The 23,874-nt window shown below is 70.8% G+C and carries 22 protein-coding genes; 13 read left to right on the forward strand and 9 right to left on the reverse strand.

Translation table 11 applies throughout. The annotated features are described in order from the left end of the window. Window positions 1-181: 181 nt before the first annotated feature. Window positions 182-763, forward strand: a complete 582-nt coding sequence (locus OG933_RS16520; protein ID WP_405627635.1) for a Uma2 family endonuclease — start codon at window positions 182-184, stop codon at window positions 761-763. 116 nt (window positions 764-879) lie between these two features. Here the strand turns inward: OG933_RS16520 and ychF are convergent, their stop codons facing one another. Continuing rightward, complete coding sequence (gene ychF, locus OG933_RS16525; RefSeq protein ID WP_020128001.1) at window positions 880-1,968, reverse strand: redox-regulated ATPase YchF; 1,089 nt, start codon at window positions 1,966-1,968, stop codon at window positions 880-882. 434 nt (window positions 1,969-2,402) lie between these two features. On the opposite strand from ychF, the gene OG933_RS16530 reads away from it, so the two are divergent. Then, the gene (locus OG933_RS16530; protein ID WP_405627637.1) at window positions 2,403-2,792 is read left to right on the forward strand and encodes a DUF6542 domain-containing protein; all 390 of its coding nucleotides are present in this window, start codon (window positions 2,403-2,405) and stop codon (window positions 2,790-2,792) included. A 121-nt stretch (window positions 2,793-2,913) separates the two neighbouring features. On the opposite strand, the gene ppgK is transcribed toward OG933_RS16530, so the two are convergent. Together ppgK and OG933_RS16540 are read right to left on the reverse strand one after the other, a co-directional pair. Further along, window positions 2,914-3,660 (reverse strand): polyphosphate--glucose phosphotransferase, encoded by a 747-nt coding sequence (ppgK, locus tag OG933_RS16535; protein ID WP_362517114.1) that lies wholly within the window; start codon window positions 3,658-3,660, stop codon window positions 2,914-2,916. A 53-nt stretch (window positions 3,661-3,713) separates the two neighbouring features. After that, entirely contained in the window at window positions 3,714-4,769 is a 1,056-nt protein-coding gene (locus OG933_RS16540) for a 4-hydroxy-3-methylbut-2-enyl diphosphate reductase (RefSeq protein ID WP_362517117.1), read from the reverse strand. A 105-nt stretch (window positions 4,770-4,874) separates the two neighbouring features. Between OG933_RS16540 and OG933_RS16545 the strand changes: the two genes are divergently transcribed. From OG933_RS16545 to OG933_RS16560, 4 genes are all read left to right on the forward strand, one after another. After that, on the forward strand, window positions 4,875-6,257 hold the full coding sequence (locus tag OG933_RS16545) for an APC family permease (RefSeq protein ID WP_405627640.1): 1,383 nt from the start codon (window positions 4,875-4,877) through the stop codon (window positions 6,255-6,257). A gap of 103 nt (window positions 6,258-6,360) precedes the next feature. Continuing rightward, window positions 6,361-7,578, forward strand: a complete 1,218-nt coding sequence (xseA, locus tag OG933_RS16550; protein WP_405627642.1) for an exodeoxyribonuclease VII large subunit — start codon at window positions 6,361-6,363, stop codon at window positions 7,576-7,578. 47 nt (window positions 7,579-7,625) lie between these two features. Beyond that, entirely contained in the window at window positions 7,626-7,850 is a 225-nt protein-coding gene (locus tag OG933_RS16555; protein ID WP_362517126.1) for an exodeoxyribonuclease VII small subunit, read from the forward strand. A 304-nt stretch (window positions 7,851-8,154) separates the two neighbouring features. Then, the gene (locus OG933_RS16560; RefSeq protein WP_362517129.1) at window positions 8,155-8,745 is read left to right on the forward strand and encodes a malonic semialdehyde reductase; all 591 of its coding nucleotides are present in this window, start codon (window positions 8,155-8,157) and stop codon (window positions 8,743-8,745) included. Between the two features lie 102 nt (window positions 8,746-8,847). Here OG933_RS16560 and OG933_RS16565 read toward each other — a convergent pair whose 3' ends face one another. Next, on the reverse strand, window positions 8,848-9,372 hold the full coding sequence (locus OG933_RS16565) for a DUF4245 domain-containing protein (RefSeq protein WP_362517132.1): 525 nt from the start codon (window positions 9,370-9,372) through the stop codon (window positions 8,848-8,850). A 126-nt stretch (window positions 9,373-9,498) separates the two neighbouring features. Between OG933_RS16565 and glpX the strand changes: the two genes are divergently transcribed. Next, on the forward strand, window positions 9,499-10,533 hold the full coding sequence (gene glpX, locus OG933_RS16570; RefSeq protein WP_327184889.1) for a class II fructose-bisphosphatase: 1,035 nt from the start codon (window positions 9,499-9,501) through the stop codon (window positions 10,531-10,533). Window positions 10,534-10,678: 145 nt separating this feature from the next. Here glpX and OG933_RS16575 read toward each other — a convergent pair whose 3' ends face one another. Continuing rightward, a complete protein-coding gene (locus OG933_RS16575; protein ID WP_028806547.1) occupies window positions 10,679-11,056 on the reverse strand; it encodes a WhiB family transcriptional regulator in 378 nt (125 codons plus the stop codon). A gap of 205 nt (window positions 11,057-11,261) precedes the next feature. Then, window positions 11,262-11,948 carry a DUF1707 domain-containing protein gene (locus OG933_RS16580; protein ID WP_020128012.1) on the reverse strand — a complete coding sequence of 229 codons (687 nt, stop codon included), beginning with the start codon at window positions 11,946-11,948 and terminating at the stop codon, window positions 11,262-11,264. A gap of 168 nt (window positions 11,949-12,116) precedes the next feature. Here OG933_RS16580 and OG933_RS16585 point away from each other — a divergent pair, with 168 nt between their 5' ends. Then, complete coding sequence (locus tag OG933_RS16585) at window positions 12,117-13,781, forward strand: fumarate hydratase (protein ID WP_054243036.1); 1,665 nt, start codon at window positions 12,117-12,119, stop codon at window positions 13,779-13,781. Between the two features lie 74 nt (window positions 13,782-13,855). Here the strand turns inward: OG933_RS16585 and OG933_RS16590 are convergent, their stop codons facing one another. Together OG933_RS16590 and OG933_RS16595 are read right to left on the reverse strand one after the other, a co-directional pair. Continuing rightward, window positions 13,856-14,293, reverse strand: a complete 438-nt coding sequence (locus OG933_RS16590; protein ID WP_362517139.1) for a hypothetical protein — start codon at window positions 14,291-14,293, stop codon at window positions 13,856-13,858. Between the two features lie 62 nt (window positions 14,294-14,355). Continuing rightward, the gene (locus tag OG933_RS16595; RefSeq protein ID WP_362517142.1) at window positions 14,356-14,877 is read right to left on the reverse strand and encodes a SigE family RNA polymerase sigma factor; all 522 of its coding nucleotides are present in this window, start codon (window positions 14,875-14,877) and stop codon (window positions 14,356-14,358) included. Between the two features lie 147 nt (window positions 14,878-15,024). On the opposite strand from OG933_RS16595, the gene OG933_RS16600 reads away from it, so the two are divergent. The 3 genes from OG933_RS16600 (at window position 15,025) to OG933_RS16610 (ending at window position 19,654) form a co-directional block, all read left to right on the forward strand. Continuing rightward, window positions 15,025-16,410: an aspartate ammonia-lyase gene (locus tag OG933_RS16600; RefSeq protein ID WP_054242624.1), complete on the forward strand. Its 1,386-nt coding sequence runs from the start codon at window positions 15,025-15,027 to the stop codon at window positions 16,408-16,410. An 84-nt stretch (window positions 16,411-16,494) separates the two neighbouring features. Further along, the gene (locus OG933_RS16605; RefSeq protein WP_037734821.1) at window positions 16,495-17,187 is read left to right on the forward strand and encodes a DUF402 domain-containing protein; all 693 of its coding nucleotides are present in this window, start codon (window positions 16,495-16,497) and stop codon (window positions 17,185-17,187) included. Window positions 17,188-17,503: 316 nt separating this feature from the next. Further along, a complete protein-coding gene (locus OG933_RS16610) occupies window positions 17,504-19,654 on the forward strand; it encodes a SpoIIE family protein phosphatase (protein ID WP_327184882.1) in 2,151 nt (716 codons plus the stop codon). A 79-nt stretch (window positions 19,655-19,733) separates the two neighbouring features. Here OG933_RS16610 and OG933_RS16615 read toward each other — a convergent pair whose 3' ends face one another. Further along, window positions 19,734-22,172, reverse strand: coding sequence for a transglycosylase domain-containing protein (locus tag OG933_RS16615; protein WP_405627645.1), 2,439 nt, complete (start codon window positions 22,170-22,172; stop codon window positions 19,734-19,736). Between the two features lie 280 nt (window positions 22,173-22,452). Between OG933_RS16615 and OG933_RS16620 the strand changes: the two genes are divergently transcribed. Next, complete coding sequence (locus OG933_RS16620) at window positions 22,453-23,415, forward strand: SPFH domain-containing protein (protein ID WP_405627647.1); 963 nt, start codon at window positions 22,453-22,455, stop codon at window positions 23,413-23,415. Further along, window positions 23,412-23,669, forward strand: a complete 258-nt coding sequence (locus tag OG933_RS16625; protein WP_020128022.1) for a hypothetical protein — start codon at window positions 23,412-23,414, stop codon at window positions 23,667-23,669. Before OG933_RS16620 ends, OG933_RS16625 begins: the two co-directional genes overlap by 4 nt. Window positions 23,670-23,874 lie beyond the last annotated feature (205 nt).

Consider the following 23,874-nt stretch of genomic DNA (forward strand, 5'->3'; position numbering starts at 1 on the left):
ACGGGCGTCCCGACCGTCCCGCGAACTGCGGACCACGATCGGCGCGGTGGCGAGAACCTCTCCGCCGCCGTCCCCTGGATCGACCACACCGACCTGAACCCGGAAGGGTGGCCAGATGCCGTCGCACGAGGTCACTGCGGACGGCACCCCTCGTGACGGCCGCGATCGCTAGGGTCGCCCCATGACCGCACTGCCCGACTGGATGCGCCCGCCGCGCGAGGAAGGCTGGCTCGCGGAGGACCTGGACCACCTCCCCGAGGCACCCCGCCACACCGAGCTCATCGACGGAGCCCTCGTCTTCATGCTGTCGCCCCAGCGCTGGTGGCATGGCCACCTCGTCACCATGCTCACCGTCGCTCTTATGGAGCAGGCGCCCGCCGATGTCAGGGTCGGCCGCGAGATGACCATAAAGCTGGACGCACGAAACCGGCCCGAACCGGATCTGCTGTTGACGACGGCCGACTACGACGGAGACCGCACCTGGTTCGCACCGGACGAGGTACGGCTCGTCATCGAGGTCGTCTCCCCCGAATCCGCCCACCGCGATCGCACCGTGAAGCTCCGCAAGTACGCGGAGGCCGGCATCCCGCACTACTGGTGCATCGAGGACGAGGACGGCGCCCCCGTGGTCCACGTCTACGAACTCGACGAGCCGACCGGCGCCTACGCACCCGCCGGTATCTTCCGGGGCGTCCTGGAACGCCCTGTGCCCTTCGAGATCAGCCTCGATCTCGACAAGCTCACTCCGCCCCGGCGTGACTGACAGGTCGGCACCGACGCGGTAGCAGTACGGGTACGCAGGAGGGGCCGGGCTCCATGAGCCCGGCCCCTCCTGACCTGTCCGGCCGACGAATCGCCCGGCGCGAAGCGTCCGAACGACTACACGTTGAAGCGGAACTCCACCACGTCGCCGTCCTGCATGACGTAGTCCTTGCCTTCCATGCGGGCCTTGCCCTTGGCTCGGGCCTCGGCGACCGAGCCGGTCTCCACCAGGTCGGCGAAGGAGATGACCTCCGCCTTGATGAAGCCCTTCTGGAAGTCGGTGTGGATGACACCGGCGGCCTCGGGCGCCGTGGCGCCCTTCTTGATGGTCCAGGCGCGGGACTCCTTGGGGCCGGCCGTGAGGTACGTCTGGAGGCCCAGGGTGTTGAAGCCGACGCGGGCGAGGGTGGCGAGGCCGGGCTCCTCGGCGCCGACCGACTCCAGCAGCTCCATCGCGTCCTCCTCGTCCAGCTCGGCGAGGTCCTGCTCCAGCTTGGCGTTGAGGAAGATCGCCTCGGCCGGGGCGACCAGCGCGCTCTGCTCGGCCCTGAACTCCTCGTCGACCAGCTCGTCCTCGTCGACGTTGAAGACGTACAGGAAGGGCTTGGTGGTGAGCAGGTGCAGGTCGTGCAGGAGCTCCTCGCGCCCGGAGCCCTGGACGATGCCCGCCGAGAAGAGGGTGTCGCCCTTCTCCAGGATCGCCTGCGCCGCCTCGACCGCCGCGACCTTCGCCGCGACCTCCTTCTTGATCCGCGACTCCTTCTGGAGGCGCGGCAGGACCTTCTCGATCGTCTGGAGGTCCGCGAGGATCAGCTCGGTGTTGATCGTCTCGATGTCGTCCTTGGGCGAGACCTTGCCGTCGACATGGACGACGTTCTCGTCCTTGAAGGCGCGGATGACCTGGCAGATCGCGTCGGACTCGCGGATGTTCGCCAGGAACTTGTTGCCCAGGCCCTCACCCTCGCTCGCGCCGCGCACGATGCCCGCGATGTCGACGAAGTCGACGGTCGCCGGGAGGATCCGCTGCGAGGAGAAGATCTCGGCCAGCTTCGTGAGGCGGGCGTCCGGGACGCCGACCACGCCGACGTTCGGCTCGATCGTGGCGAACGGGTAGTTGGCCGCCAGCACGTCGTTCTTGGTCAGGGCGTTGAACAGGGTCGACTTGCCGACATTCGGCAGACCGACGATTCCGATCGTGAGCGACACGTTGCGACTTCCCGTGGTGAGAGGGCCGGAAGGCCAGTTCCCGGAGTGAGAGGGCCAGGGGCCAGAGAGCTGACCGGTCCACCAGTTTACGGCGTGCCCGGCTCCGCCCCGGCGGACCTGTCGAACGCATGGCCAAGCTAGGCCCCACGGCGTGTCCGACACCCGATTCGGCACATAAAACGACCTAAGTTGGTCCGGTGGAGCAACACAGGACGCGCCCCCCGGCCCAAGGCACCCGCCGCGACCCGCCACCCCTGCCGCCCCAGGCGGGCCGGGAGGCCGGTCGGGAGCCGGGCCGCAAGCAGCCGCGCCCGGCGGGTGGCCCCGGCCGGGCCGGCGCCCCGCGCTCCGGCGGACCCCGTCCCGCCCCCGCCGGGCGACGGCCCGCGCCGCCCCCGGAACGGAAGGCGCGGACGGAGCGGACGGAGCGCCGGATGCCGAACCCCCGGCTCACCGGGCTCGGCGGCGGGCTGTTCAGCGGGGTGCTGATGTTCGGCATCGGCTGCCTGGACCAGCTGCTGTTCGGTGCCTCACTGACGGTGTACAGCGTGCTGTTCCTGCCGGTGTGCCTGCTGACCGCCCTGTGGGTGCGCGGAGGCGACCTGCTGTCCGCGCCGGTCGTCGTGCCGATCGCCTTCGCCGTGGGACTGCTGCCCATGTCCGGGGGCGGGAACGGCATCGGGGCGCGGCTGATGGGTCTGGTGACGGCGCTGGCCACGCAGGTCGGCTGGCTGTACGCCGGAACACTCGTGGCAGGAGCCGCCATCCTGGCGCGCGGACTGCGCCGGGCAGCGGCCCGCCGCCACAACACACCCCACAGCTAACCCCGACCCGCTGCCGCGGCAGCAGACAGCCGAGCACCACCACCGCCCGGCCGAGCCACCGGGCGGCAGGCAGCCGGGCGGAGTGGGGCAGCCAGGCCGGTGGCAGGCGGGTGGGCGGAGGCTAGTCCGCCTTGGCTGCGTGCATTGCCGCGCCCACGATGCCCGCGTTGTTCTGCAGTTCGGCCGGGACGATCTCCGCCCGGATGCCTTCGATGAGGTGCAGGAACTTGTCGGCCTTGCGGCTGACGCCGCCGCCGATGATGAACAGTTCGGGCGAGAAGAGCATCTCGACGTGGGCGAGGTACTTCGTGACCCGGCGGGCCCAGTGTTCCCAGGTCAGCTCGCCGTCCTCCTTGGCCTTGCTGGAGGCGCGCTTCTCGGCGTCGTGCCCGTGCAGCTCCAGGTGGCCGAGCTCGGTGTTGGGGACGAGGACGCCGTCGGCGAAGAGGGCGCTGCCGATGCCCGTGCCGAACGTCAGCAGGATCACCGTGCCGCTGCGATCGCGGCCGGCACCGAAGGACACCTCCGCGACGCCCGCCGCGTCCGCGTCGTTGACCACCGTCACCGGCAGGCCGCCCAGCCGCTCGCTGAAGAGGGCACGGGCGTCGGTGTCGATCCAGCTCTTGTCGACGTTGGCCGCCGTACGGATCGTGGAGCCGCCGGTGACCACGCCCGGGAAGGTCAGGCCCACCGGTCCGGTCCACTCGAAGTGCTCGACGACCTGCCGCACGCCGTCGGCCACGCCCTCGGGCGTGGCCGGGTGCGGAGTGAGCACTTTGTGGCGCTCCTGAGCCAGGTCGCCCCTGTCCAAATCCACCGGGGCACCCTTGATCCCGGAACCGCCGATGTCCACGCCGAAGATCTGCATGGCCCTACGTTACGACGGTCGACTGACAGTCACTCACTCGGCCGAGGTGTCGGTCAGCTGTCCGCCGGACCGGACACCGCGTCGGACGCGGCCTCGGACGCCGTACCGCTGCCGCCCCGCTGGGCCGCCAGGGCCGCCGCCTCCTCGCGCAGGTCACGGCGGAGCTCCTTGGGCAGCGAGAAGGTGATGTGCTCCTCGGCCGCCTTGACGAGCTCGACGTCCCCGTAGCCACGCTCGGTGAGCCAGGCCAGGACCTCCTCGACGAGGACCTCCGGGACGGAGGCACCGGAGGTGACGCCCACCGTGGTCACGCCCTCCAGCCACGCCTCGTCGATCTCGCTCGCGAAGTCGACCAGGTAGGCCTCGCGGGAGCCGGCGAGCTTGGCGACCTCGACGAGCCGCTTGGAGTTGGAGGAGTTGCGGGAGCCGACCACGATCACCAGCTCCGCCTCCGCGCCCATCTGCTTCACCGCGAGCTGACGGTTCTGCGTGGCGTAGCAGATGTCGTCGCTGGGCGGGGAGATGAGCTGCGGGAACTTCTCCTTGAGGGCGTCGACCGTCTCCATGGTCTCGTCGACCGAGAGGGTGGTCTGGGAGAGCCACACGATCTTCGACGGATCGCGGACCTCCACCTTGGCGACGTCCTCGGGGCCGTCGACGAGCTGGATGTGCTCGGGGGCCTCGCCGGAGGTGCCGATGACCTCCTCGTGGCCCTCGTGCCCGATCAGGAGGATGTCGTAGTCCTCGCTGGCGAAGCGGACGGCTTCCTTGTGGACCTTGGTGACCAGGGGGCAGGTGGCGTCGATGGTGGCCAGTCGCCCGCGCGCGGCCTCCTCGTGGACGACGGGGGCGACACCGTGCGCGGAGAACATGACGATGTTGCCCGGGGGGACCTCCTCCGTCCGCTCGACGAAGACGGCGCCCTTTCGTTCCAGGGTCTGCACGACGTACTTGTTGTGGACGATCTCGTGCCGGACGTAGACCGGCGCCCCGTACTGCTCCAGGGCCTTCTCGACGGCGATCACGGCACGGTCGACGCCCGCGCAGTAGCCCCGGGGGGCGGCGAGCAGGACACGGCGGCGGCCAGGCGAAGCAGTCATGCGTCCCATCGTAAGGCCGCGCCCGAGGGGTCGGAGATCACCGCTTTGGGGAGACTGGGCAGACCGGCGGTGAGCCGAGGGGGGGTGGCCAGGACCCGACGCGCGGAGGCACTGATGTCCGAGACCGCCGACACCGGCACCCAGGACCGTCCGGCCCGGGAGGGACCCGGACACCTGCGCCGGAGCCTGCGCTTCCGCGACCTGGTCGTCTACGGGCTGCTGTTCATCGCGCCCATGGCGCCGGTCGGCATCTTCGGCACCCTGGACGCGAAGTCGCACGGAGCGGTGGCGCTGGTCTACGTCGTCGCGACGGTCGCCATGGCGTTCACCGCTTTCAGTTACGCGCAGATGGTGCGGGTGGTCCCGCAGGCGGGGTCGGTGTTCGCCTACGCGCGCGTGGCCCTCGGCGAGAGGGCCGGGTTCGTGGCCGGCTGGATGGCGCTGCTGGACTACGTCCTCATCCCGGCCGTGGCGTACCTGTTCTCCGGCATCGCGATGAACGCGCTGGTCCCGGAGGTCTCCCGGTGGGTGTGGACGGCGCTCGCGGTCGTGATCACCACCCTGCTCAACCTGTGGGGCGTGCGGGCGGCGGCCCGCGTGGGCTTCCTGGTGCTGGCGCTGGAGATCGTCGTCCTGGTCGTCTTCGTGGTGTCCGCGGTGGTGGTCCTCGCGCGGGACGGTGCGGAGCGCGGCTGGCTGTCGCCGTTGAGCGGAGACGGCTCGCAGGGGGCGTTCGCGCTGTCCGCGGTGATCGGCGCGGTGTCGGTGGCCGTCCTGTCCTATCTGGGCTTCGACGCGATCGCGAGCTTCGCGGAGGAGGTCACCGGGGGCTCGGAGAAGGTCGCGCGGGCCTTGCTGTTCTGCCTGGCGCTGGCCGGTGTGCTGTTCGTGACGCAGACGTACCTGGTGGCGCTGCTGGAGCCGGTGTCGTCCGCCGGGCTGGCCGCCGATCCCGGCCGGCAGGGGTCGGCGTTCTATGACGCCGTGGACGTGTCCGTCGGTACCTGGCTGCACGATCTGGTGGCGGTCAGCAAGGCGATCGGGGCCGCGTTCGCCGCCCTGGCCGGGCAGGCGGCGGCCGGCCGGCTGCTGTTCGCCATGGGACGTGAGCGGCGGCTGCCGCGGGTGCTGGCCCGGACGGACGGGGGCGTGCCGCGGGTCGCGCTGCTCTGTTCGGCCGTCGTCACGATGGTCGCGGCGGTGTGGGCGGCGCGGCGCGGCGACGGGATGGATCACCTGGTGTCGGTGGTCGACATCGGCGCGCTGACGGCCTTCACCTTGCTGCACGCGAGCGTGGTGGGGTGGTTCGCGGTGCGGCGGGCGGGAGGCCCGGTCGTGTGGTGGCGGCATGTGCTGATGCCGGTGGCGGGTGCGGCGATCACGATCGCGGTGATCGCGGAGGCGTCCGGCACGGCGCAGTTGGTGGGCCTGATCTGGCTGGCGGTGGGAGCGGTGGTGCTGTTCGCGCAGCGCGGGCGGCCGCGGGCCGCCGCCTAGGGCGCACGCCGCCGCTCCGCCTGCCCTTTCCCCGGCCCCCGCCCTTTGTCGCCCCGGGGGCGGGACCCCCGGATTGTCGGTGGCGGCCGATACGCTCGGGCGCATGGCTGTGAACACGTCCGCGGACGCCCCGCTGCCCGTCGGCGAGGTCTCGCGGCTCATCGGAAGCTGGATCGAGCGGCTCGGCGCGGTGTGGGTCGAGGGGCAGATCACCCAGTTGTCGCGGCGCCCGGGTGCCGGCGTGGTGTTTCTGACGCTGCGGGACCCGTCGCACGACATCTCGGTGAGCGTGACCTGCTACCGGCAGGTCTTCGACGCGGTCGCGGACGTCGTCGGGGAGGGCGCGCGGGTCGTCGTCCACGCGAAGCCGGAGTGGTACGCGCCGCGCGGCCAGCTGTCGCTGCGGGCCGTCGAGATCAGGCCGGTGGGGGTCGGTGAGCTGCTGGCGCGGCTGGAGCAGCTGAAGAGGTCCCTGACCGCGGAGGGTCTCTTCGCCCCCGCCCGGAAGAAGCCGCTGCCCTTCCTGCCGCAGCTCATCGGGCTGGTGTGCGGACGGGCCTCCGCCGCCGAGCGGGACGTCCTCGAGAACGCGCGACACCGCTGGCCCGCCGTCCGCTTCGAGGTGCGCAACGTCGCCGTCCAGGGCGTGCACGCGGTGACGCAGGTCGTCCAGGCGGTGAAGGAGCTGGACGGCCTGGACGAGGTGGACGTGATCATCGTCGCGCGCGGTGGTGGCAGCGTGGAGGATCTGCTGCCGTTCTCCGACGAGCAACTGGTCAGGGCGGTCGCGGCCTGCCGTACGCCGGTCGTCTCGGCGATCGGGCACGAGCCGGACAACCCGCTCCTCGACCATGTGGCCGACCTGCGTGCCTCGACGCCGACCGACGCCGCGAAGAAGGTCGTACCGGACGTCGGTGAGGAACTGGAGCGGGTGCGGATGCTGCGCGGGCGGGCGCGCCGGTGCGCGCAGGCGTTCCTGGAGCGGGAGGAACGCGGGCTCGCCCACGCCCTCGCGCGGCCGGTGATACAGGATCCGCACCGGATGATCGACGAGCGGGCCGATCACGTCTCCTCGCTCGTCGACCGTTCGCGGCGCACGCTCGGGCACCTCCTGGACCGCGCCGACTCCGAGCTGACCCACACGCACGCGCGCGTGGTGGCACTCTCACCGGCCGCGACGCTGAAGCGGGGGTACGCGGTGCTCCAGAAGGCCGATGGGCACGTGGTCCGGGATCCGGCCGAGGTGACGGCCGCCGAGACCCTGCGCGCGCGGGTCGCCGAGGGCGAGTTCACCGTCCGGGTCGACGACGTCGGCGACTAGGCACCAGCGTCCACAACGACCACAACGACCACACTGGGATTGGGTGCATGACGAGCAAGACGGACGAGGCGCTCGGGTACGAGCAGGCCCGCGACGAGCTGATCGAGGTCGTACGACGTCTGGAGGCGGGGGGTACGACGCTGGAGGAGTCCCTCGCCCTCTGGGAGCGCGGTGAGGAGCTGGCCAAGGTGTGCCGGCGCTGGCTGGAGGGCGCCCGGGCGCGGCTGGACGCGGCGCTGGCCGAGGAGGGCGCGGCGGAAGAGGGGGAGTGAGCCGAGGCACTCTCGGCTGGGCGGGCGGGTGCGGTGAATCGGGCCTGTGCAGTGACCCGTGCCAGTGCCGCTGTGCCGCAGGCCGTCGAGGCGGGCCCTGTGCGAGGCGGGCCCTGTGCGGCGAACCCGTGAGGCGTCCCCTCGCAGCTTGCGAACCGCCCCGTGCAGCAAGCCTGTGAAGCGGATCACCTCACTCCGGGTTTTGTTGAAACTTGTACCTTCCCCGCGTACTGTCGGTGCCGTCAGCCTATCCGGACCGCGGTCCGGTACAGGATCCGGACGTCACCACCGAGGAAGTTCCCGCATGTCTCTCGTTCTCGACCCCACCGCCCAGGACCTGCTGTTCCGCGAGGCCCACACCGCGAACACCTTCACCGACGAGCCGGTGACCGACGAGCAGGTACAGGCGATCTACGACCTGGTCAAGTACGGGCCGACGGCGTTCAACCAGACCCCGCTGCGCATCACCCTGGTCCGCTCCGCCGAGGCCCGCGAGCGCCTGGTGCAGCACATGGCCGAGGGCAACCAGCCCAAGACCGCCACCGCCCCGCTGGTCGCGATCCTCTCCGCGGACAACGAGTTCCACCAGGAGCTGCCGACCCTGTTCCCGGCCTTCCCGCAGGCCAAGGAGCTGTTCTTCAGCGAGCGTCCGGCCCGTGAGGGCGCCGCCGCGCTGAACGCCGCCCTCCAGGCCGCGTACTTCATCATCGGCGTCCGCGCCGCCGGTCTGGCCGCAGGCCCGATGACCGGCGTGAACTTCGAGGGCGTCCGCAAGGAGTTCCTGGACGACGACCACACCCCGCTGATGGTCGTCAACATCGGCAAGCCGGGCGAGGGCGCCTCCTACCCGCGCTCCCCGCGCCTGGCGTACGACGAGGTCGTCACCACCGTCTGAGACCGGTGACATGCGAAGAGGCCCCCGCCGAACACGGCGGGGGCCTCTTCGCATGTCACCTCGCCTGTCACGACGCGGGGCCGCTCGCGGGTCAAAGGGCGCTCACGCCAGCTTCAGCGCGCCGGCCATCGCCGACAGCTGTTCGAAGGACCCGGTGCCCGCCACCACGGTGGTGGAGCCCGTCTCACCCTGCAGAACGAGCGCGTCGTAGCGGCCGCCGGTGTACCGGGTCCAGGTGCGGCCGCCGATCTGCTCGGTGACCTTGGTCGCCTTCGAGCCCTGACTGGCCTCCTTGACGAACTCCGAACGCTGCTGAGTGGACTGCTCGATCGCCACGTACTCCCCGTCGGGAGCGTGGAAACCGAGGTGCCATGCGTCGAAGTCGTCACCCTGGAACCGCACCGAGGTCGCCTTCCAGGCGTCGGACAGGCCCTCGGGCGCGGCCACCGGGTACGTCGCCGCGCGACGCGCCGTGAGGAGCTCGACGCGGTAGTCGACCTGCCGGACCTCGCGAGGGCGATCGTCGTGCGGGACGAAGAGGTATATGACCCACGCCGCGATCATGATCACCCCGAGGGAGAGAATCATGTCGCGGGCCGTCTTCTGCTTGCCGTTCGAACCTGCCACGCCCCCTATCGTCGCAGGTGCCCGATGCGCTCATCCGTGGGGTCCCCTGCTCATTTTGTCGGACTGACGATAGAGTCGGGATCGAACCCTCATCCGGCCGTCGTCGTATCAGAAAGGTGCGCTCCGATGACCGAGCATCATCATTTGCCGTCCGAACTCGATGTCCCCTCCGAGGCCCCCGACCGCAACCTCGCCCTCGAACTCGTCCGGGTGACCGAAGCCGCCGCCATGGCCGCGGGCCGCTGGGTGGGACGCGGTGACAAGAACGGCGCCGACGGTGCCGCGGTGCGCGCCATGCGGACCCTCGTCTCCACCGTGTCGATGAACGGCGTTGTCGTCATCGGCGAGGGCGAGAAGGACGAGGCCCCGATGCTCTTCAACGGCGAGCGCGTCGGTGACGGGACCGGGCCCGAGGTCGACATCGCGGTCGACCCGATCGACGGCACCACGCTGACGGCCAAGGGCATGCCGAACGCGATCGCCGTCCTCGCCGCCACCGAGCGGGGCGCGATGTTCGACCCGTCCGCCGTGTTCTACATGGACAAGCTGGTCACCGGCCCCGAGGCCGCCGACTTCGTCGACATCGACGCGCCCGTGGCCGTGAACATCCGTCGGGTCGCCAAGGCCAAGCGGGCCATGCCCGAGGACGTCACCGTCGTCATCCTGGACCGCCCGCGGCACGAGGGCATCATCGAGGAGATCCGGGAGACCGGAGCGCGCATCAAGCTGATCTCCGACGGTGATGTCGCCGGCTCGATCCTGGCCCTGCGCGAGGGCACCGGCGTCGACCTGCTGCTCGGCATCGGCGGCACCCCCGAGGGCATCATCTCGGCCTGTGCCGTGAAGTGCCTGGGCGGTGTCATCCAGGGCAAGCTGTGGCCCAAGGACGCCGAAGAACGGCAGCGGGCACTCGACGCCGGGCACGACCTCGACCGCGTCCTGACCACCGAGGACCTGGTGACCGGCGAGAACGTGTTCTTCGTCGCCACCGGTATCACCGACGGTGAGCTGCTGCGGGGGGTCAGGTACCGGTCGGAGACCGCGACCACCGACTCGATCGTGATGCGGTCGAAGTCCGGGACGGTCCGGCGGATCGACTCCGAGCACCGGCTGAGCAAGCTGCGGGCCTACAGCGCGGTCGACTTCGACCGGGCCAAGTAGCCAAGCAGCCACGTGGTCCGATCGGGCCGAGCGATCCAGTAGTGGTCCGATCGGGCCGAACGGCCCCCGTCGTGCGTGAGAGGGGCACCCCCGGTGCGGTGGGGGTGCCCCTTTCGCGTGCCCCGAGGACTTCTCGGCCCGCCGCTCAGCCCGCCGCCGCTATGCGGCCCGCCGACTGTGCCGCCTTCTTCAGTTCCACGTCACGGCGGCGGCGCCGGGCGAGGGCCACCCGGCGTTCGGCGGCGGTCAGGCCGCCCCAGACGCCGTAGGGCTCGGGTTGGAGAAGCGCGTGCTCGCGGCACTCCACCATGACGGGACAGCGCGCGCAGACCCGCTTCGCGGCTTCCTCGCGGGAGAGCCGGGCGGCCGTGGGCTCCTTGGAGGGGGCGAAGAACAGGCCTGCCTCGTCGCGTCGGCACACCGCCTCGGTATGCCAGGGGGCGTCCTGATCCCTGTCGCGCGCTGGTACCCGCTGGGCCGGAACAGCGGCGACCTGCACGGGCGAATGCGGCGGTTGCAGCACGGGTCTACTCCTGACGACGGCTTCGCGAGCGAGAGACGATGCAGCAAGGCCTACCCGCTGTGCGCGCGCCTATGCACTGAGTTCCCGACCGCCGTGGCCCTCGGCGCCCTCGCGACGCCCCGCCGCCACCTCGCCAAGGCCTCGCCACGGCCTCGCCACGGCCTCGCGGAGCCTCGCCACCGCCTCGCGGCGAAGTTCACGACCGTCAACGGTCCAGGTGTCTGCGCAAACTCCTGTCGACCTTGTGCTGGACCCGGTCGAGAATGTCCGCGACGAGCTTGCCCCGCTTCGGCCGGCCCTCGATGTTGCCCAGCACCGCCCAGCCGTCGACGTAGACCACCGGGGCGTCGGGCTGGGGCGAATCGAGCGCGTACACCTCGAAGTTGCCCAGCACCGCGCCGCCGGTGCCGCGCAGCGAGACGTTCTCCGGGACGCGGACCTCGACGTTGCCGAAGACCGAGATCGCCTTGATCACGACCTGCTGGTACTCGAAGAGCGCCTCGGTCAGGTCGATCTCGACGGTGCCGAAGACCGCGTAGGCGTGGATACGGCGGCCCGCGCGCCAGCGGCCCCTGCGGACGGCGCTGCTGAAGATCGCGACCACGTTGTCGTCGGGGTCGGCGGGGATCGCTCCCGCGGTGGGCCGGCTGGGGGCGGTGGAGGGGGCCGTGCGCCGCTCGTGCGCGGCGGGCAGGTCCCGGACGAAGACCTCCAGCTCGCCGACCGTCTTGGCGGCCAGTACGCCCTCGACACGCTCCGCGTGCTCGTCGGCGGTCAGCCGGCCCTCCGCGAGAGCCTCGCGGAGCATGTCGGCGATACGGTCACGGTCGGCGTCCGAGGCGCGCAACTCCGCGGCCGGCGCGGGGGCGGCGGTCTGCTTGTGAAGGTCCACGAGAAGCAGCGTACCGAAACACGATAGATCGCGATAGCCCCGGCTCGGAACGGGCGGCCGACGAACTGAGCCTTACCTCACAAGCTCGTCGGCGACGGCAGGTCCTACGCTGGTGAGCGCCCGCCAATGGAGGCGGGCCCGCTGTCTGTCGAGTGAGGAATGGGCGAGATGCCTGAGTTCGCGTACACCGATCTGCTTCCCATGGGAGAGGACACCACCCCGTACCGGCTGGTGACCGCCGAGGGTGTCTCCACCTTCGAGGCCGACGGGCGGACGTTCCTCAAGGTGGAGCCGGAGGCGCTGCGCAAGCTCGCCGAGGAGGCCATCCACGACATCCAGCACTACCTGCGCCCGGCCCACCTCGCGCAGCTGCGCCGCATCATCGACGACCCGGAGGCCTCCGGCAACGACAAGTTCGTCGCGCTGGACCTGCTGAAGAACGCGAACATCGCGGCCGCGGGCGTGCTCCCCATGTGCCAGGACACCGGCACGGCGATCGTGATGGGCAAGCGCGGGCAGAACGTGCTCACCGAGGGCGGCGACGAGGCGGCCCTGAGCCGCGGCATCTACGACGCCTACCTGAACCTCAATCTGCGTTACTCGCAGATGGCCCCGCTGACCATGTGGGACGAGAAGAACACCGGCTCCAACCTCCCGGCCCAGATCGAGCTGTACGCGGCCGACGGCGGCGCGTACAAGTTCCTGTTCATGGCCAAGGGCGGCGGCTCGGCCAACAAGAGCTTCCTCTACCAGGAGACGAAGGCCGTCCTGAACGAGGCCTCCATGATGAAGTTCCTGGAGGAGAAGATCCGTTCGCTCGGCACGGCCGCCTGCCCGCCGTACCACCTGGCGATCGTCGTCGGCGGCACGTCGGCCGAGTACGCGCTGAAGACCGCGAAGTACGCCTCCGCGCACTACCTGGACGAGATCCCGGCCGAGGGTTCGCCGCTCGGGCACGGCTTCCGGGACAAGGAGCTCGAGGAGAAGGTCTTCGAGCTGACTCAGAAGATCGGCATCGGCGCCCAGTTCGGCGGCAAGTACTTCTGCCACGACGTACGGGTCGTCCGCCTCCCCCGGCACGGCGCCTCCTGCCCCGTCGCCATCGCCGTCTCCTGCTCCGCCGACCGGCAGGCCGTCGCGAAGATCACCGCCGAGGGCGTCTTCCTGGAGCAGCTCGAGACCGACCCGGCGCGCTTCCTGCCGGAGACCACGGACGAGCACCTCGACGAGTCGGACGTGGTCCGCATCGACCTGAACCAGCCGATGGACGACATCCTCGCCGAACTGACCAAGTACCCGGTCAAGACCCGGCTGTCCCTCACCGGCCCGCTGGTCGTGGCCCGCGACATCGCGCACGCCAAGATCAAGGAACGTCTCGACGCGGGCGAGGAGATGCCGCAGTACCTGAAGGACCACCCGGTGTACTACGCGGGCCCGGCCAAGACCCCCGAGGGATACGCGTCCGGTTCCTTCGGCCCGACGACGGCCGGCCGTATGGACTCCTACGTCGAGCAGTTCCAGGCCGCCGGCGGCTCCAAGGTCATGCTCGCCAAGGGCAACCGCAGCAAGCAGGTCACGGACGCGTGCGGCACGCACGGCGGTTTCTATCTCGGCTCCATCGGCGGTCCGGCCGCCCGGCTTGCCCAGGACTGCATCAAGAAGGTCGAGGTCGTCGAGTACGAGGAGCTCGGCATGGAGGCCGTCTGGAAGATCGAGGTCGAGGACTTCCCGGCCTTCGTCGTCGTCGACGACAAGGGCAACGACTTCTTCCAGGACCCGGCCCCGGCCCCGACGTTCACCTCGATCCCGGTACGGGGACCGGGCCTGGTGTGACGCGTGTGATGCTGTGACGGACGCCCGCCCCTGATTGACGCAGGGGCGGGCGTCGTTGTCGGGTCAGGATGCGGTCAGCCGGCGCAGATGGTGAAGTCGACCGTGTCGCCCGGCTTGATGGTCTTCGGGGCGTGCGGGGTCACCTCGAGCACCGAGGTCGGCTTACAGCCCTTGACGGCCTTCTTGGTGACGGTGCCGAGCTTCGTCTGCGTCTTTTCGAGCAGCGGCTTGGCCATGTCCAGGCTGAGTCCCGCGAGGGGGATCCGCGTGGTCGTACCGTCGCTGAAGAGGTAGAGCAGGGTGGTGGCGTCGTCGTTCTTGGCGTCCGTGCCGGTCGCCGCCGGGGTCGAGCTGCTGCTCGCGACCGAGGTGGCCAGGGCCGTTCCGCCGCCCGCCGCGATGAGGGCGGCGGCGACGGCGGCGATGCCGATGGTCCGACGGCGACGGGTGCGACGCTGGATCTGCGGCGCGTCGAAGTCGGGGGTCTCGGCGGAGTTCGCGAATCGGTTCATGGCGTGCGTCAGTTCCTCTTCGAAAGGTGTGCGGCCGGAAGGCCGTGCATCGCCGTACGAGGTCATCGGATACCTTCCGTCTGCCGCCGCGGTGAAGGGTCGGAGAGTGCGGGGAACTGACTTCTGAGCTTCTCGATGCCCCGGGCCAGCTGGGAGCGGACCGTGCTCGGCGTGATGCCGAGGTCGGCCGCTATCTCGCCGTCCGAGAGATCGTCGAAGTATCGCAGCACCACCACCGTCCGCATCCGCATGGGCAGTTGCTGCAACGCGCGCACCAACTGGTCCCTGCTGTCGACCTGCCCGTACTCGTCCCCCGGGGCGACGGTGTCGCCGCCTTCGGGGTGGTGAGTCGTGGTCAGTCGGCGGAATCTCCGCCAGCGGTCGTTGGCCAGGTTCACCATGATCCGCCGGACGTAGGCGTCCGGAGCGTCCTTCGCTTCGATGACGCGCCATCTGCGGCAGGCCTTCTCCAGGGTCTCCTGGACCAGGTCCTCCGCCGCCTCACGGTTTCCCGTGAGGACCAGTGCGCCCCGGAACAACGCGGTCGATCGGGCGGCCACGAAATCCTGGAAGTCCGTCTCCACACGCTCCTCCCTTCCTGTCACCCCTCCTCGACGCGAGCGCGCCCCCGTCTGCTGCACGGCCCCGACGAGACCTGGGTCACATGCCGGACGCCATCCGGACGGCCCAGCCCGCGGAACATCCCGGCCGCCCCGATCGCTGTACCGGACATGAGCGAATACCGGATCGAGCACGACTCCATGGGTGAGGTACGCGTCCCGGCGGAAGCCAAGTGGCGGGCCCAGACACAGCGCGCCGTCGAGAACTTCCCCGTCTCGGGACAGCGCATCGAGCGTGCGCACATCGAGGCGCTGGCGCGGATCAAGGGAGCCGCGGCGAAGGTGAACGCGCGGCTCGGGGTGGTCGACAAGGACATCGCCGACGCCATCCAGGAGGCGGCCGCGGAGGTCGCCGAGGGCCGGTGGGACGAGCACTTCCCGGTGGACGTGTTCCAGACCGGGTCCGGGACCTCGTCCAACATGAACACCAACGAGGTGGTCGCCACGCTCGCCACCGAGCGGCTGGGCCGGGCCGTGCACCCCAACGACCACGTCAACGCCTCCCAGTCCTCCAACGACGTCTTCCCCTCGTCCCTGCACATCGCGGCCACCGCCGCCGTCACCCGCGATCTGATCCCCGCCCTGGAGCATCTGGCGGCGGCCCTGGAGCGCAAGTCCGCGGAGTTCGCCGACGTGGTGAAGGCGGGGCGGACGCATCTGATGGACGCCACGCCCGTGACGCTGGGCCAGGAGTTCGGCGGGTACGCCGCCCAGGTGCGCTACGGCGTGGAGCGGCTCAACGCCTCGCTCCCCCGGCTCGCCGAGCTGCCGCTGGGCGGCACCGCGGTCGGTACCGGCATCAACACGCCGCCCGGCTTCTCCGCGGCCGTCATCGAGGAGGTGGCCCGTGCCACCGGGCTGCCGCTGACCGAGGCGCGCGACCACTTCGAGGCGCAGGGCGCGCGGGACGGGGTCGTCGAGACCAGCGGGCAGCTGCGGACCATCGCCGTGGGCCTCACGAAGATCGCCAACGATCTGCGGTGGATGGCTTCGGGGCCGCGCACGGGACTCGCCGAGATCAGCCTGCCCGACCTCCAGCCCGGCTCCTCGATCATGCCCGGCAAGGTCAACCCGGTGATCCCCGAGGCCGTGCTGATGGTCGCCGCCCAGGTCGTCGGGAACGACGCGACCGTGGCCACGGCGGGCGCGGCGGGCAACTTCGAGCTCAACGTCATGCTGCCGGTGATCGCCAAGAACGTGCTGGAGTCGATCCGGCTGCTCGCCAACGTGTCCCGGCTGCTCGCGGACCGGACCGTCGACGGGATCGTCGCGCACCGCGAGCGCGCCCGGGAGTACGCCGAGTCCTCGCCGTCCGTGGTCACGCCGCTGAACAAGTACATCGGGTACGAGGAGGCCGCGAAGGTGGCCAAGAAGGCGCTGGCGGAGCGGCGGACGATCCGCCAGGTGGTGCTGGACGGCGGGTATGTGGAGCGCGGCGATCTGACGGTCGAGCAGCTCGACGAGGCGCTGGATGTCCTGCGGATGACACACCCGTAAACCCTCGTGCGCTTTCGCGCCCCCAGCGCGAGAACCGTGACGCGCGCCGCAGCGTCGTATGCCCATGGCACCTAATATCTGTGCATGGCAGACGGTGAAGCGGTGAGACGCGTGGGAACTGGTGGTGCGGCGGCCTTCTGGGAGCCCGGGAGCCGGATTCTGTGGCGCTACCGGGAGAACGGCGGGGTGAACTTCCACATCGCCCGCCCGGTGACCGTCGTGCGGGACGACGAGGAGCTGCTCGCCGTGTGGCTGGCCCCGGGCACGCAGTGCGTCAAGCCGGTGCTCGCGGACGGCACCCCGCCGCACCAGGAGCCGCTGCGCACCCGGTACACCAAGCCGCGTACCGTTGCGCGGGGACGCTGGCTCGGCACCGGGGTGCTGAAGGTGGCCCGGCCCGGCGAGCCGTGGTCGGTGTGGCTGTTCTGGGACCAGGGCTGGCAGTTCAAGAACTGGTACGTCAACCTGGAGACGCCGCTGGCCCGTTGGGACGGCGGCGTGGACTCCGAGGACCACTTCCTCGACATCTGCGTCTACCCGGACCGCAGTTGGGGTCTGCGTGACGAGGACGAGTTCGCGCAGGCCCAGCAGGACGGACTGATGGACCGGGCGGTCGCCGAACAGGTGAGGGAGGCGGGCAGCAGGGCGGTGGAGGTGATCCGCGCGTGGGGGCCTCCGTTCAGCGAGGGATGGCAGCACTGGCGCCCGGATCCGTCCTGGGCCGTACCGTTGCTGCCGGAGGACTGGGACCGTACGCCCGCGCACATGTCCACATGAGACCCTTGATGCGCCCCCGGGCAACAAACGTAGGATCGTCCTCCGCAAGGCACGCTGGCAGTAACTCCCGGAGCAGACGCCGGGCCTGACCGAACGTCACCGAGGGGCGGCAGCACGTGAGCGAGGGGTACGAGGGCAACACCGGCGGGACGCTCGACGTCGGCCCCCTGGGCCGCGCGCGGTCCACCGGTGGCACAGGAACAACCTCTGACCACGCGGGAATTCCGTTCCGGGGGCACGTATTCCGGGTATCGGGTTTCCTGCGGGACCAACTGCGCGCGCGGCGCGCAGCCCCGGACGGACGGATTCGACACGCGTGACGGAGCAGCCCACCTCCTACGAACGCCCCCAGGGCGTCGACCCCACGGACCCCCGTGGGGCACTGCTGCATACCCAGGCACCGGCGCCGGGCCAGTCCGCCTTACCTCCCGACACCTCGGGTACGACGACGCCGCGCGGCAAGGGCGGAAAGGGTGGCATGGGCGGCCAGGGAGCCACGGGAATGGATGCGGCCGGTTCGGAGGCCGGTTCCGGCACCGAGCACTCCCAGCCGTCGGCGTCCGACGAGGCGATGGGGGCTCCTCCCGCGCGGGCCAAGCCGAGCGTGGGTGACCACCGGCCGCGCCCCGCGCCCGAGTCCATCCCGGCCCAGCCGGGCACCGACGCGCGCCCGGAGCGCGGTCCGGACGGGCAGGACCGGCGCGCCGGAGGGGCACTGACGCCCGGCCGGCCCACGCCGATGCGGCGGGACGGGGACCGGCTGCGCTTCGTGGGCGCCGCGACCCGGCGGATCGCCCGCGGCCTGGACCTCGACGAGATCGTGATGGGGCTGTGCCGGGCCACCGTGCCGACCTTCTCCGACGCGATCCTCGTCTACCTGCGCGACCCGCTCCCCGTGGGCGACGAGCGGCCCGCGGCGGACCGCATCATGCTGCGGCTGCGGCGCACCGACCGCATTCCGGAGGAACGGGACACCGAGACCGGCTTCGCGGCGCTCGCCCTGCCGCCCCCGGAACCGGGCGAGCTGACCGCCGAGCTGTCGGCCGCGGTCGGCGAGCTGTGCGAGGTGCGGCCCGGCGGGGCGCTCGCGGAGGTGCTGCGAGGGGTGCGTCCGGTGTTCGCCGACCATCCGGCCGCACGCGCCGCGCTGCCCGAACTGCTGGGCGAGGACAGCACCTTGGCCATCCCAAGCGGTCAGCGGGCCGTCCTGGCCCCGCTACGGGGCCGCCGCCGGGTGATCGGCGCCGCCGTGTTCCTGCGCCGCCCGGAACGCATCCCGTTCGAGAACGACGACCTGCTGGTAGCCGCCCAGCTCGCCACGCACAGCGCCCTGGGCATCGACAAGGCGGTGCTGTACGACCGTGAGGCGTACATCGCCGACGAGTTGCAGCGCACGATGCTGCCGGAGACCCTGCCGCGCCCCACGGGCGTGCGGCTCGCCTCCCGGTACCTGCCCGCGGCCGAGACCGCGCGGGTCGGCGGCGACTGGTACGACGCCATCCCGCTGCCGGGCAGCCGGGTGGCGCTGGTGGTGGGCGACGTCATGGGGCACTCCATGACATCGGCGGCCATCATGGGGCAGCTGCGGACGACGGCCCAGACCCTCGCCGGCCTCGACCTGCCGCCGCAGGAGGTCCTGCACCATCTCGACGAGCAGGCCCAGCGGCTGGGCACCGACCGCATGGCGACCTGCCTGTACGCGGTCTACGACCCGGTCTCGCACCGCATCACCATCGCCAACGCGGGCCACCCGCCGCCCATCCTGCTGCACCTGGGCGGCCGGGCCGAGGTGCTGCGGGTGCCGCCGGGCGCGCCGATCGGCGTGGGCGGGGTCGATTTCGAGGCGGTGGAGCTGGACGCCCCGGCCGGGGCGACGCTGCTGCTGTACACCGACGGCCTGGTCGAGTCCCGGCTGCGGGACGTGGCGACCGGCATAGAGCAGTTGCGGGAGAAGCTCGCCGCGACCGCCCAGCTGACCGGACCCGATCATCCGCCGCCGCTCGAGGCCCTGTGCGACGAGGTGCTCGACATGCTCGGCCCGGGCGACCGGGACGACGACATCGCGCTGCTCGCCGCCCGGTTCGACGGGATCGCGCCGAGCGACGTGGCCTACTGGTTCCTCGAACCGGAGGACGCGGCTCCCGGCCGGGCCCGCCGGCTGGCCCGGCGGGCGCTGTCCCGCTGGGGGATGGAGGACATGACCGACTCCGTCGAGCTGCTGGTCAGCGAGGTCGTCACGAACGCGGTGCGGTATGCCACGCGGCCGGTGACCCTGCGGCTGCTGCGCACCGACGTGCTGCGCTGCGAGGTCGGCGACGACGTGCCGCAGCTGCCTCGGCTGCGGCAGGCCCGGGCGACCGACGAGGGCGGCCGCGGCCTGTATCTGGTGAACCGGCTGGCCCGGCGGTGGGGGGCCACCCGGCTCAGCACCGGCAAGGTGGTCTGGTTCGAGTTGAACCGGAGCTGAGGCGAACGCGGTAACCACGCGGAGGGGGCGCCCGGAGATTTCCGGGCGCCCCCTCCGCTGTTGCTGCCGCCGGTGGCCGCTACTGGCCGAAGAGCGGGTCCTCCGGATCCTCCGACCCGGTCGACGGGTCGTCCGTGCTCGGTTCCGACGAGGTGTCACCCGTCGGTGTACTGGACGGGGACGAGCTCGGCTTCGACGACGTGGACGGGGACGAACTCGTCGACGGAGAGGAGGACGGGGACGAACTCGTCGACGGGGACGAGGACGGGGACGTGCTCGCGGACGGCGAGGTGCTCGGGGACGGCGACGCGGTCTGCACCGCCGCGCCCTGGTCGGTGTCCAGGTCGAACTTGGTGACCTTGGTGGAGACGCCGAAGGTGTACGACGCCCAGATCTGCGCCGGGAAGCCGCCACCGTTGACGCGGCCCGCGTCCGAGGTCAGGCCGTTCGTCGCGCCGGTGAGCGGGACCTGGGGGTGCGGGGCCTTCGCGGACTCGCCGAAGAGGCCGACCGAGGTGACCAGGTCGGGGGTGTAGCCGGTGAACCAGGCCGACTTGTTGTTGTCGGAGGTACCCGTCTTGCCCGCGACCTTCTGGCCCTTGCGCAGCGGGTTGTCCCGCACGGACTTCTTCGCCGTACCGTCGTCGACCACGCCGGTGAGCACCGAGGTGACCGAGTCGGCGGCCTCGCGGCTGATGACCTGCTCCCCGATGGGGTCGGTGTGCTTGAACGCCGGGTGGGCGCTGTTCTCCGCCGACTTGATGAGCGCCGGGGTGACCTGCTTGCCGTGGTTGTCGAGGGTGGCGTAGACGCCGGCCATCTGCAGGGGGCTCGCCCCCATGGTGCCGAGCGTCTGGGCGGGCACGGCCTTGAGGTCCGCGGTGTCCATGCCGAGGTTGGCCGCGACCTTCAGCACCTCGGGCATGCCGACGTCGACGCCCATCTGCGCGAAGACGGAGTTGATGGACTTGTTGAGCGCCGTCTGGACGGTGACGTCGCCGTAGTCCTGGTCGTCCTCGTTCTCCGGGGCGAAGCCGATGTCGCTGCCGACGACCGGCCGCTTGCTGGTGCCGTCGTAGATCGTGTTCGCGGTGATCTGGTCGCCGTCCTGCGTCTTGGCGGCCTCGTCGAAGGCCGCGGCGAGGATGACCGGCTTGAAGGTCGAGGCGGGCTGGTAGTCGGTGCGAGTGGCGTTGTTGGTGTAGTGGTCGGTGTAGCCGGCACCGCCGTACATCGCCTCGACGGCGCCCGTCTTGGGGTTCACCGACACCGCGCCGGCCTGGACGTCGCCGTCGACCGAGCGCTTCTTCTTGTCCAGCTTGCTGGTCAGCTGTTCCTTGACGGACGTCTCCAGCGCCTTCTGCTTCTTCTTGTCGATGTTGAGCTCGATGTTCCAGCCGCCGCGCCTGACCAGGGCCATGCCCGACTCGTAGTCGTCGGCGACGCCCTGGGCCACCAGCTGCTTGGCCAGTTCGGTGTTGGCCGCGTCGACGAGGTAGCCGATCTGGCCCTCCTTGCCGGGCGCGGCCTTGGGCTCCTTGGGCACCGGGAACGTCATGGCGTCGCGCTTGCCCTTGTCCAGCCAGTCCTGCTCGACCATGTTGTCGAGGACGTAGTTCCAGCGGGCCGTGACCAGCTTCTTGCCGGTGTCGGAGGCGGAGGTCCAGTCGTACTGGCTGGGTGCCTGGAGCAGCGCGGCGAGGTAGGCGCCCTGCGGCACGGACAGCTTCTCGGCGTCGACGCGGTAGTAGGCCTGGGCGGCCGCCTGGATGCCGTAGGCGCCGCGGCCGTAGTAGCTGGTGTTGATGTACCCGGCCAGGATGTAGTCCTTGTCCTTCTCCCGGTCCAGCTTCAGGGAGATGACCAGTTCCTTCAGCTTGCGCGTGACGGTCTGTTCCTGGGTCAGGTAGTAGTTCTTGACGTACTGCTGGGTGATCGTCGAACCGCCCTGCGCGCCCTTGCCCATGAGGGTGTTGAGGACACCGCGGGTGGTGCCCTTCAGGTCGACGCCGGCGTCGGTGTAGAAGGACTTGTTCTCGGCGGCGACGAAGGTGTGCTGGACCTCTTTGGGGATCTTCGAGAGTTCGACGTTCTCCCGGTTGACCTCGCCGTCGCGGGCGAGGATCGCTCCGTTGTCGTACTCGTAGACGTTGCTCTGGAGGTCGGCGTCGGGGTTGCCCTCGGGGATCGGCGTGCTCATGTACAGCCAGAGGAAGGCGCCGATGACGGCCACGGTCAGGCCGAGGAAGGTGCCGAGGATCTTCTTCCAGGTGAAGAGCCGGCGTATGAAGCTCTTGTCCTTCTTGCCGGCCTTGCCCTTGGTGCCCTTGCCGCTCTTCTTCGCGCCCCGGCGGGCAGCCGCGCGACCGCCGGCCGCGGGAGCGGTGTCGGGCGCCTCGGCGGTCGCCACGGACTCCGCCGTCGAAGGGGTCGTCGAGTCCGTCTCCACCGAGCGGCCCCTGGGCGCCGCGCGGCGCCCACCGCGCTGTCGAGCTCGTCTCTCTTCCGCTCGTCCCATGAGTCCGCTCGCTCCGCTTCCTACTCGGCAGTCACACCAGTGCCCGGGGGCAGGGGCAGGTCAGCTCAGAAAGCTAACACCGCTGTCTATGACGAAGGGGTCTCGGTCCGGTCCGTACGGGGCGTGAGAATCAGCACCCCGCGCGAGGGAACCGCCCGGACGTCCCCACCGAGTCCGACGTACGAGAGTGGCACAGGGTTGCCATGAGGCGCTAAAGTGATATCACTTAGATAGGCCGCCGATTACTGAATCAGGCGGCGACGAGAAACGGGGACCCACCATGTCCACTCACGACCCCTCGGCCACCACCGAAGCCGCCACCGACACCGACACCGTCGACGTGCCCGAGATGCCCGCCCCGCGCGTGAAGGAGTTCCCGGCGCACAGCGTGGCCGGCGGACTCGCACTGCTGCTCGGCCTGGCCGGACTGCTCGCCGGCGCCGGGATGATCGCCTTCGGCGCCCAGGTGGACGCGGCCGGCCCCAAGGCGGCGCTGATCACCGGCGGCATCCTGGTCGCCCTCGCCGCGTTCCTGGCGATGTGCGGGCTGAACACGGTGTCGCCGGGCGAGGCCCGCGTGGTGCAGCTCTTCGGCCGCTACCGGGGCACCATCCGCGAGGACGGACTGCGCTGGGTGAACCCCTTCACCTCCCGCGAGAAGATCTCCACCCGGGTCCGCAACCACGAGACGGCCGTACTGAAGGTCAACGACGCCTACGGCAACCCGATCGAACTCGCCGCGGTCGTGGTGTGGAACGTGCGGGACACCGCGCAGGCCAGCTTCGAGGTGGACGACTTCCTGGAGTTCGTCGCCACCCAGACCGAGGCGGCCGTCCGGCACATCGCCATCGAGTACCCCTACGACTCGCACGACGAGGACGGTCTCTCGCTGCGCGGCAACGCGGAGGAGATCACCGAGAAGCTGGCCATAGAGCTGCACGCGCGCGTGGAGGCGGCCGGCGTCCGGATCATCGAGTCGCGCTTCACCCACCTCGCGTACGCTCCCGAGATCGCCTCGGCGATGCTCCAGCGGCAGCAGGCGGGCGCCGTGGTCGCGGCGCGGCGGGAGATCGTGGACGGGGCCGTGGGAATGGTCGAGGCCGCGCTCCAGCGCATCGCCGAACAGGGCATCGTGGAGCTGGACGACGAGCGGAAGGCGGCGATGGTGTCCAACCTGATGGTGGTGCTGTGCGGGGACCGTGCGCCCCAGCCGGTACTGAACACCGGGACCCTCTACCAGTGAGTGATGCAGCCGGGGGTCCGACCCCTCAGCGTCGGCCGCAGCAGCGCAAGCAGGTGCTGCTGCGGCTGGATCCGCTGGTCCACGACGCGCTGGCCCGCTGGGCCTCGGACGAACTGCGGTCGGCGAACGCGCAGATCGAGTTCCTGCTGCGCAAGGCGCTGAAGGAGGCCGGGCGCCTGCCCGGCGACACCGGACCCCTCCCGCGTCGCGGCCGGCCCCCCGGCGGCTCGCCCCCCGGCCCCCCGCCGGCCTGACCGGCTTCGCCTCGCCCTCCCCCACGGCAAGGGGCGGCGAGAGCACCCCGGACCCCCCCGGACGGGCCGGCCGACGCACGCCGGCCCCAAGGCAAGCGCCGGGCCCGAGCAAGCGCCGGGCCCGAGGCAGACACCGGGCCTGTGGCAGACGCCAGGCCCGCGACAGACGCCGGGCCCGAGCCAGGCGCCGGGCCTGTGGCAGAAC

The organism is Streptomyces sp. NBC_00016 (genome assembly GCF_045040885.1).
Lineage (GTDB): Bacteria > Actinomycetota > Actinomycetes > Streptomycetales > Streptomycetaceae > Streptomyces > Streptomyces coriariae.

Bases quoted from the DNA above. Each gene is read 5' to 3' on its own strand.
- ppgK (WP_362517114.1), bottom strand. From the start codon at position 3,660: ATGCAGATCTTCGGCGTGGACATCGGCGGTTCCGGGATCAAGGGTGCC.
- glpX (WP_327184889.1), top strand. From the start codon at position 9,499: ATGACCGAGCATCATCATTTGCCGTCCGAACTCGATGTCCCCTCCGAG.
- OG933_RS16540 (WP_362517117.1), bottom strand. From the start codon at position 4,769: ATGGGACGCATGACTGCTTCGCCTGGCCGCCGCCGTGTCCTGCTCGCC.
- OG933_RS16560 (WP_362517129.1), top strand. From the start codon at position 8,155: ATGTCTCTCGTTCTCGACCCCACCGCCCAGGACCTGCTGTTCCGCGAG.
- OG933_RS16605 (WP_037734821.1), top strand. From the start codon at position 16,495: ATGGCAGACGGTGAAGCGGTGAGACGCGTGGGAACTGGTGGTGCGGCG.
- OG933_RS16530 (WP_405627637.1), top strand. From the start codon at position 2,403: ATGCCGAACCCCCGGCTCACCGGGCTCGGCGGCGGGCTGTTCAGCGGG.
- OG933_RS16585 (WP_054243036.1), top strand. From the start codon at position 12,117: ATGCCTGAGTTCGCGTACACCGATCTGCTTCCCATGGGAGAGGACACC.
- OG933_RS16600 (WP_054242624.1), top strand. From the start codon at position 15,025: ATGAGCGAATACCGGATCGAGCACGACTCCATGGGTGAGGTACGCGTC.
- OG933_RS16555 (WP_362517126.1), top strand. From the start codon at position 7,626: ATGACGAGCAAGACGGACGAGGCGCTCGGGTACGAGCAGGCCCGCGAC.
- OG933_RS16520 (WP_405627635.1), top strand. From the start codon at position 182: ATGACCGCACTGCCCGACTGGATGCGCCCGCCGCGCGAGGAAGGCTGG.
- OG933_RS16615 (WP_405627645.1), bottom strand. From the start codon at position 22,172: ATGGGACGAGCGGAAGAGAGACGAGCTCGACAGCGCGGTGGGCGCCGC.
- OG933_RS16590 (WP_362517139.1), bottom strand. From the start codon at position 14,293: ATGAACCGATTCGCGAACTCCGCCGAGACCCCCGACTTCGACGCGCCG.
- xseA (WP_405627642.1), top strand. From the start codon at position 6,361: ATGGCTGTGAACACGTCCGCGGACGCCCCGCTGCCCGTCGGCGAGGTC.
- OG933_RS16545 (WP_405627640.1), top strand. From the start codon at position 4,875: ATGTCCGAGACCGCCGACACCGGCACCCAGGACCGTCCGGCCCGGGAG.
- OG933_RS16620 (WP_405627647.1), top strand. From the start codon at position 22,453: ATGTCCACTCACGACCCCTCGGCCACCACCGAAGCCGCCACCGACACC.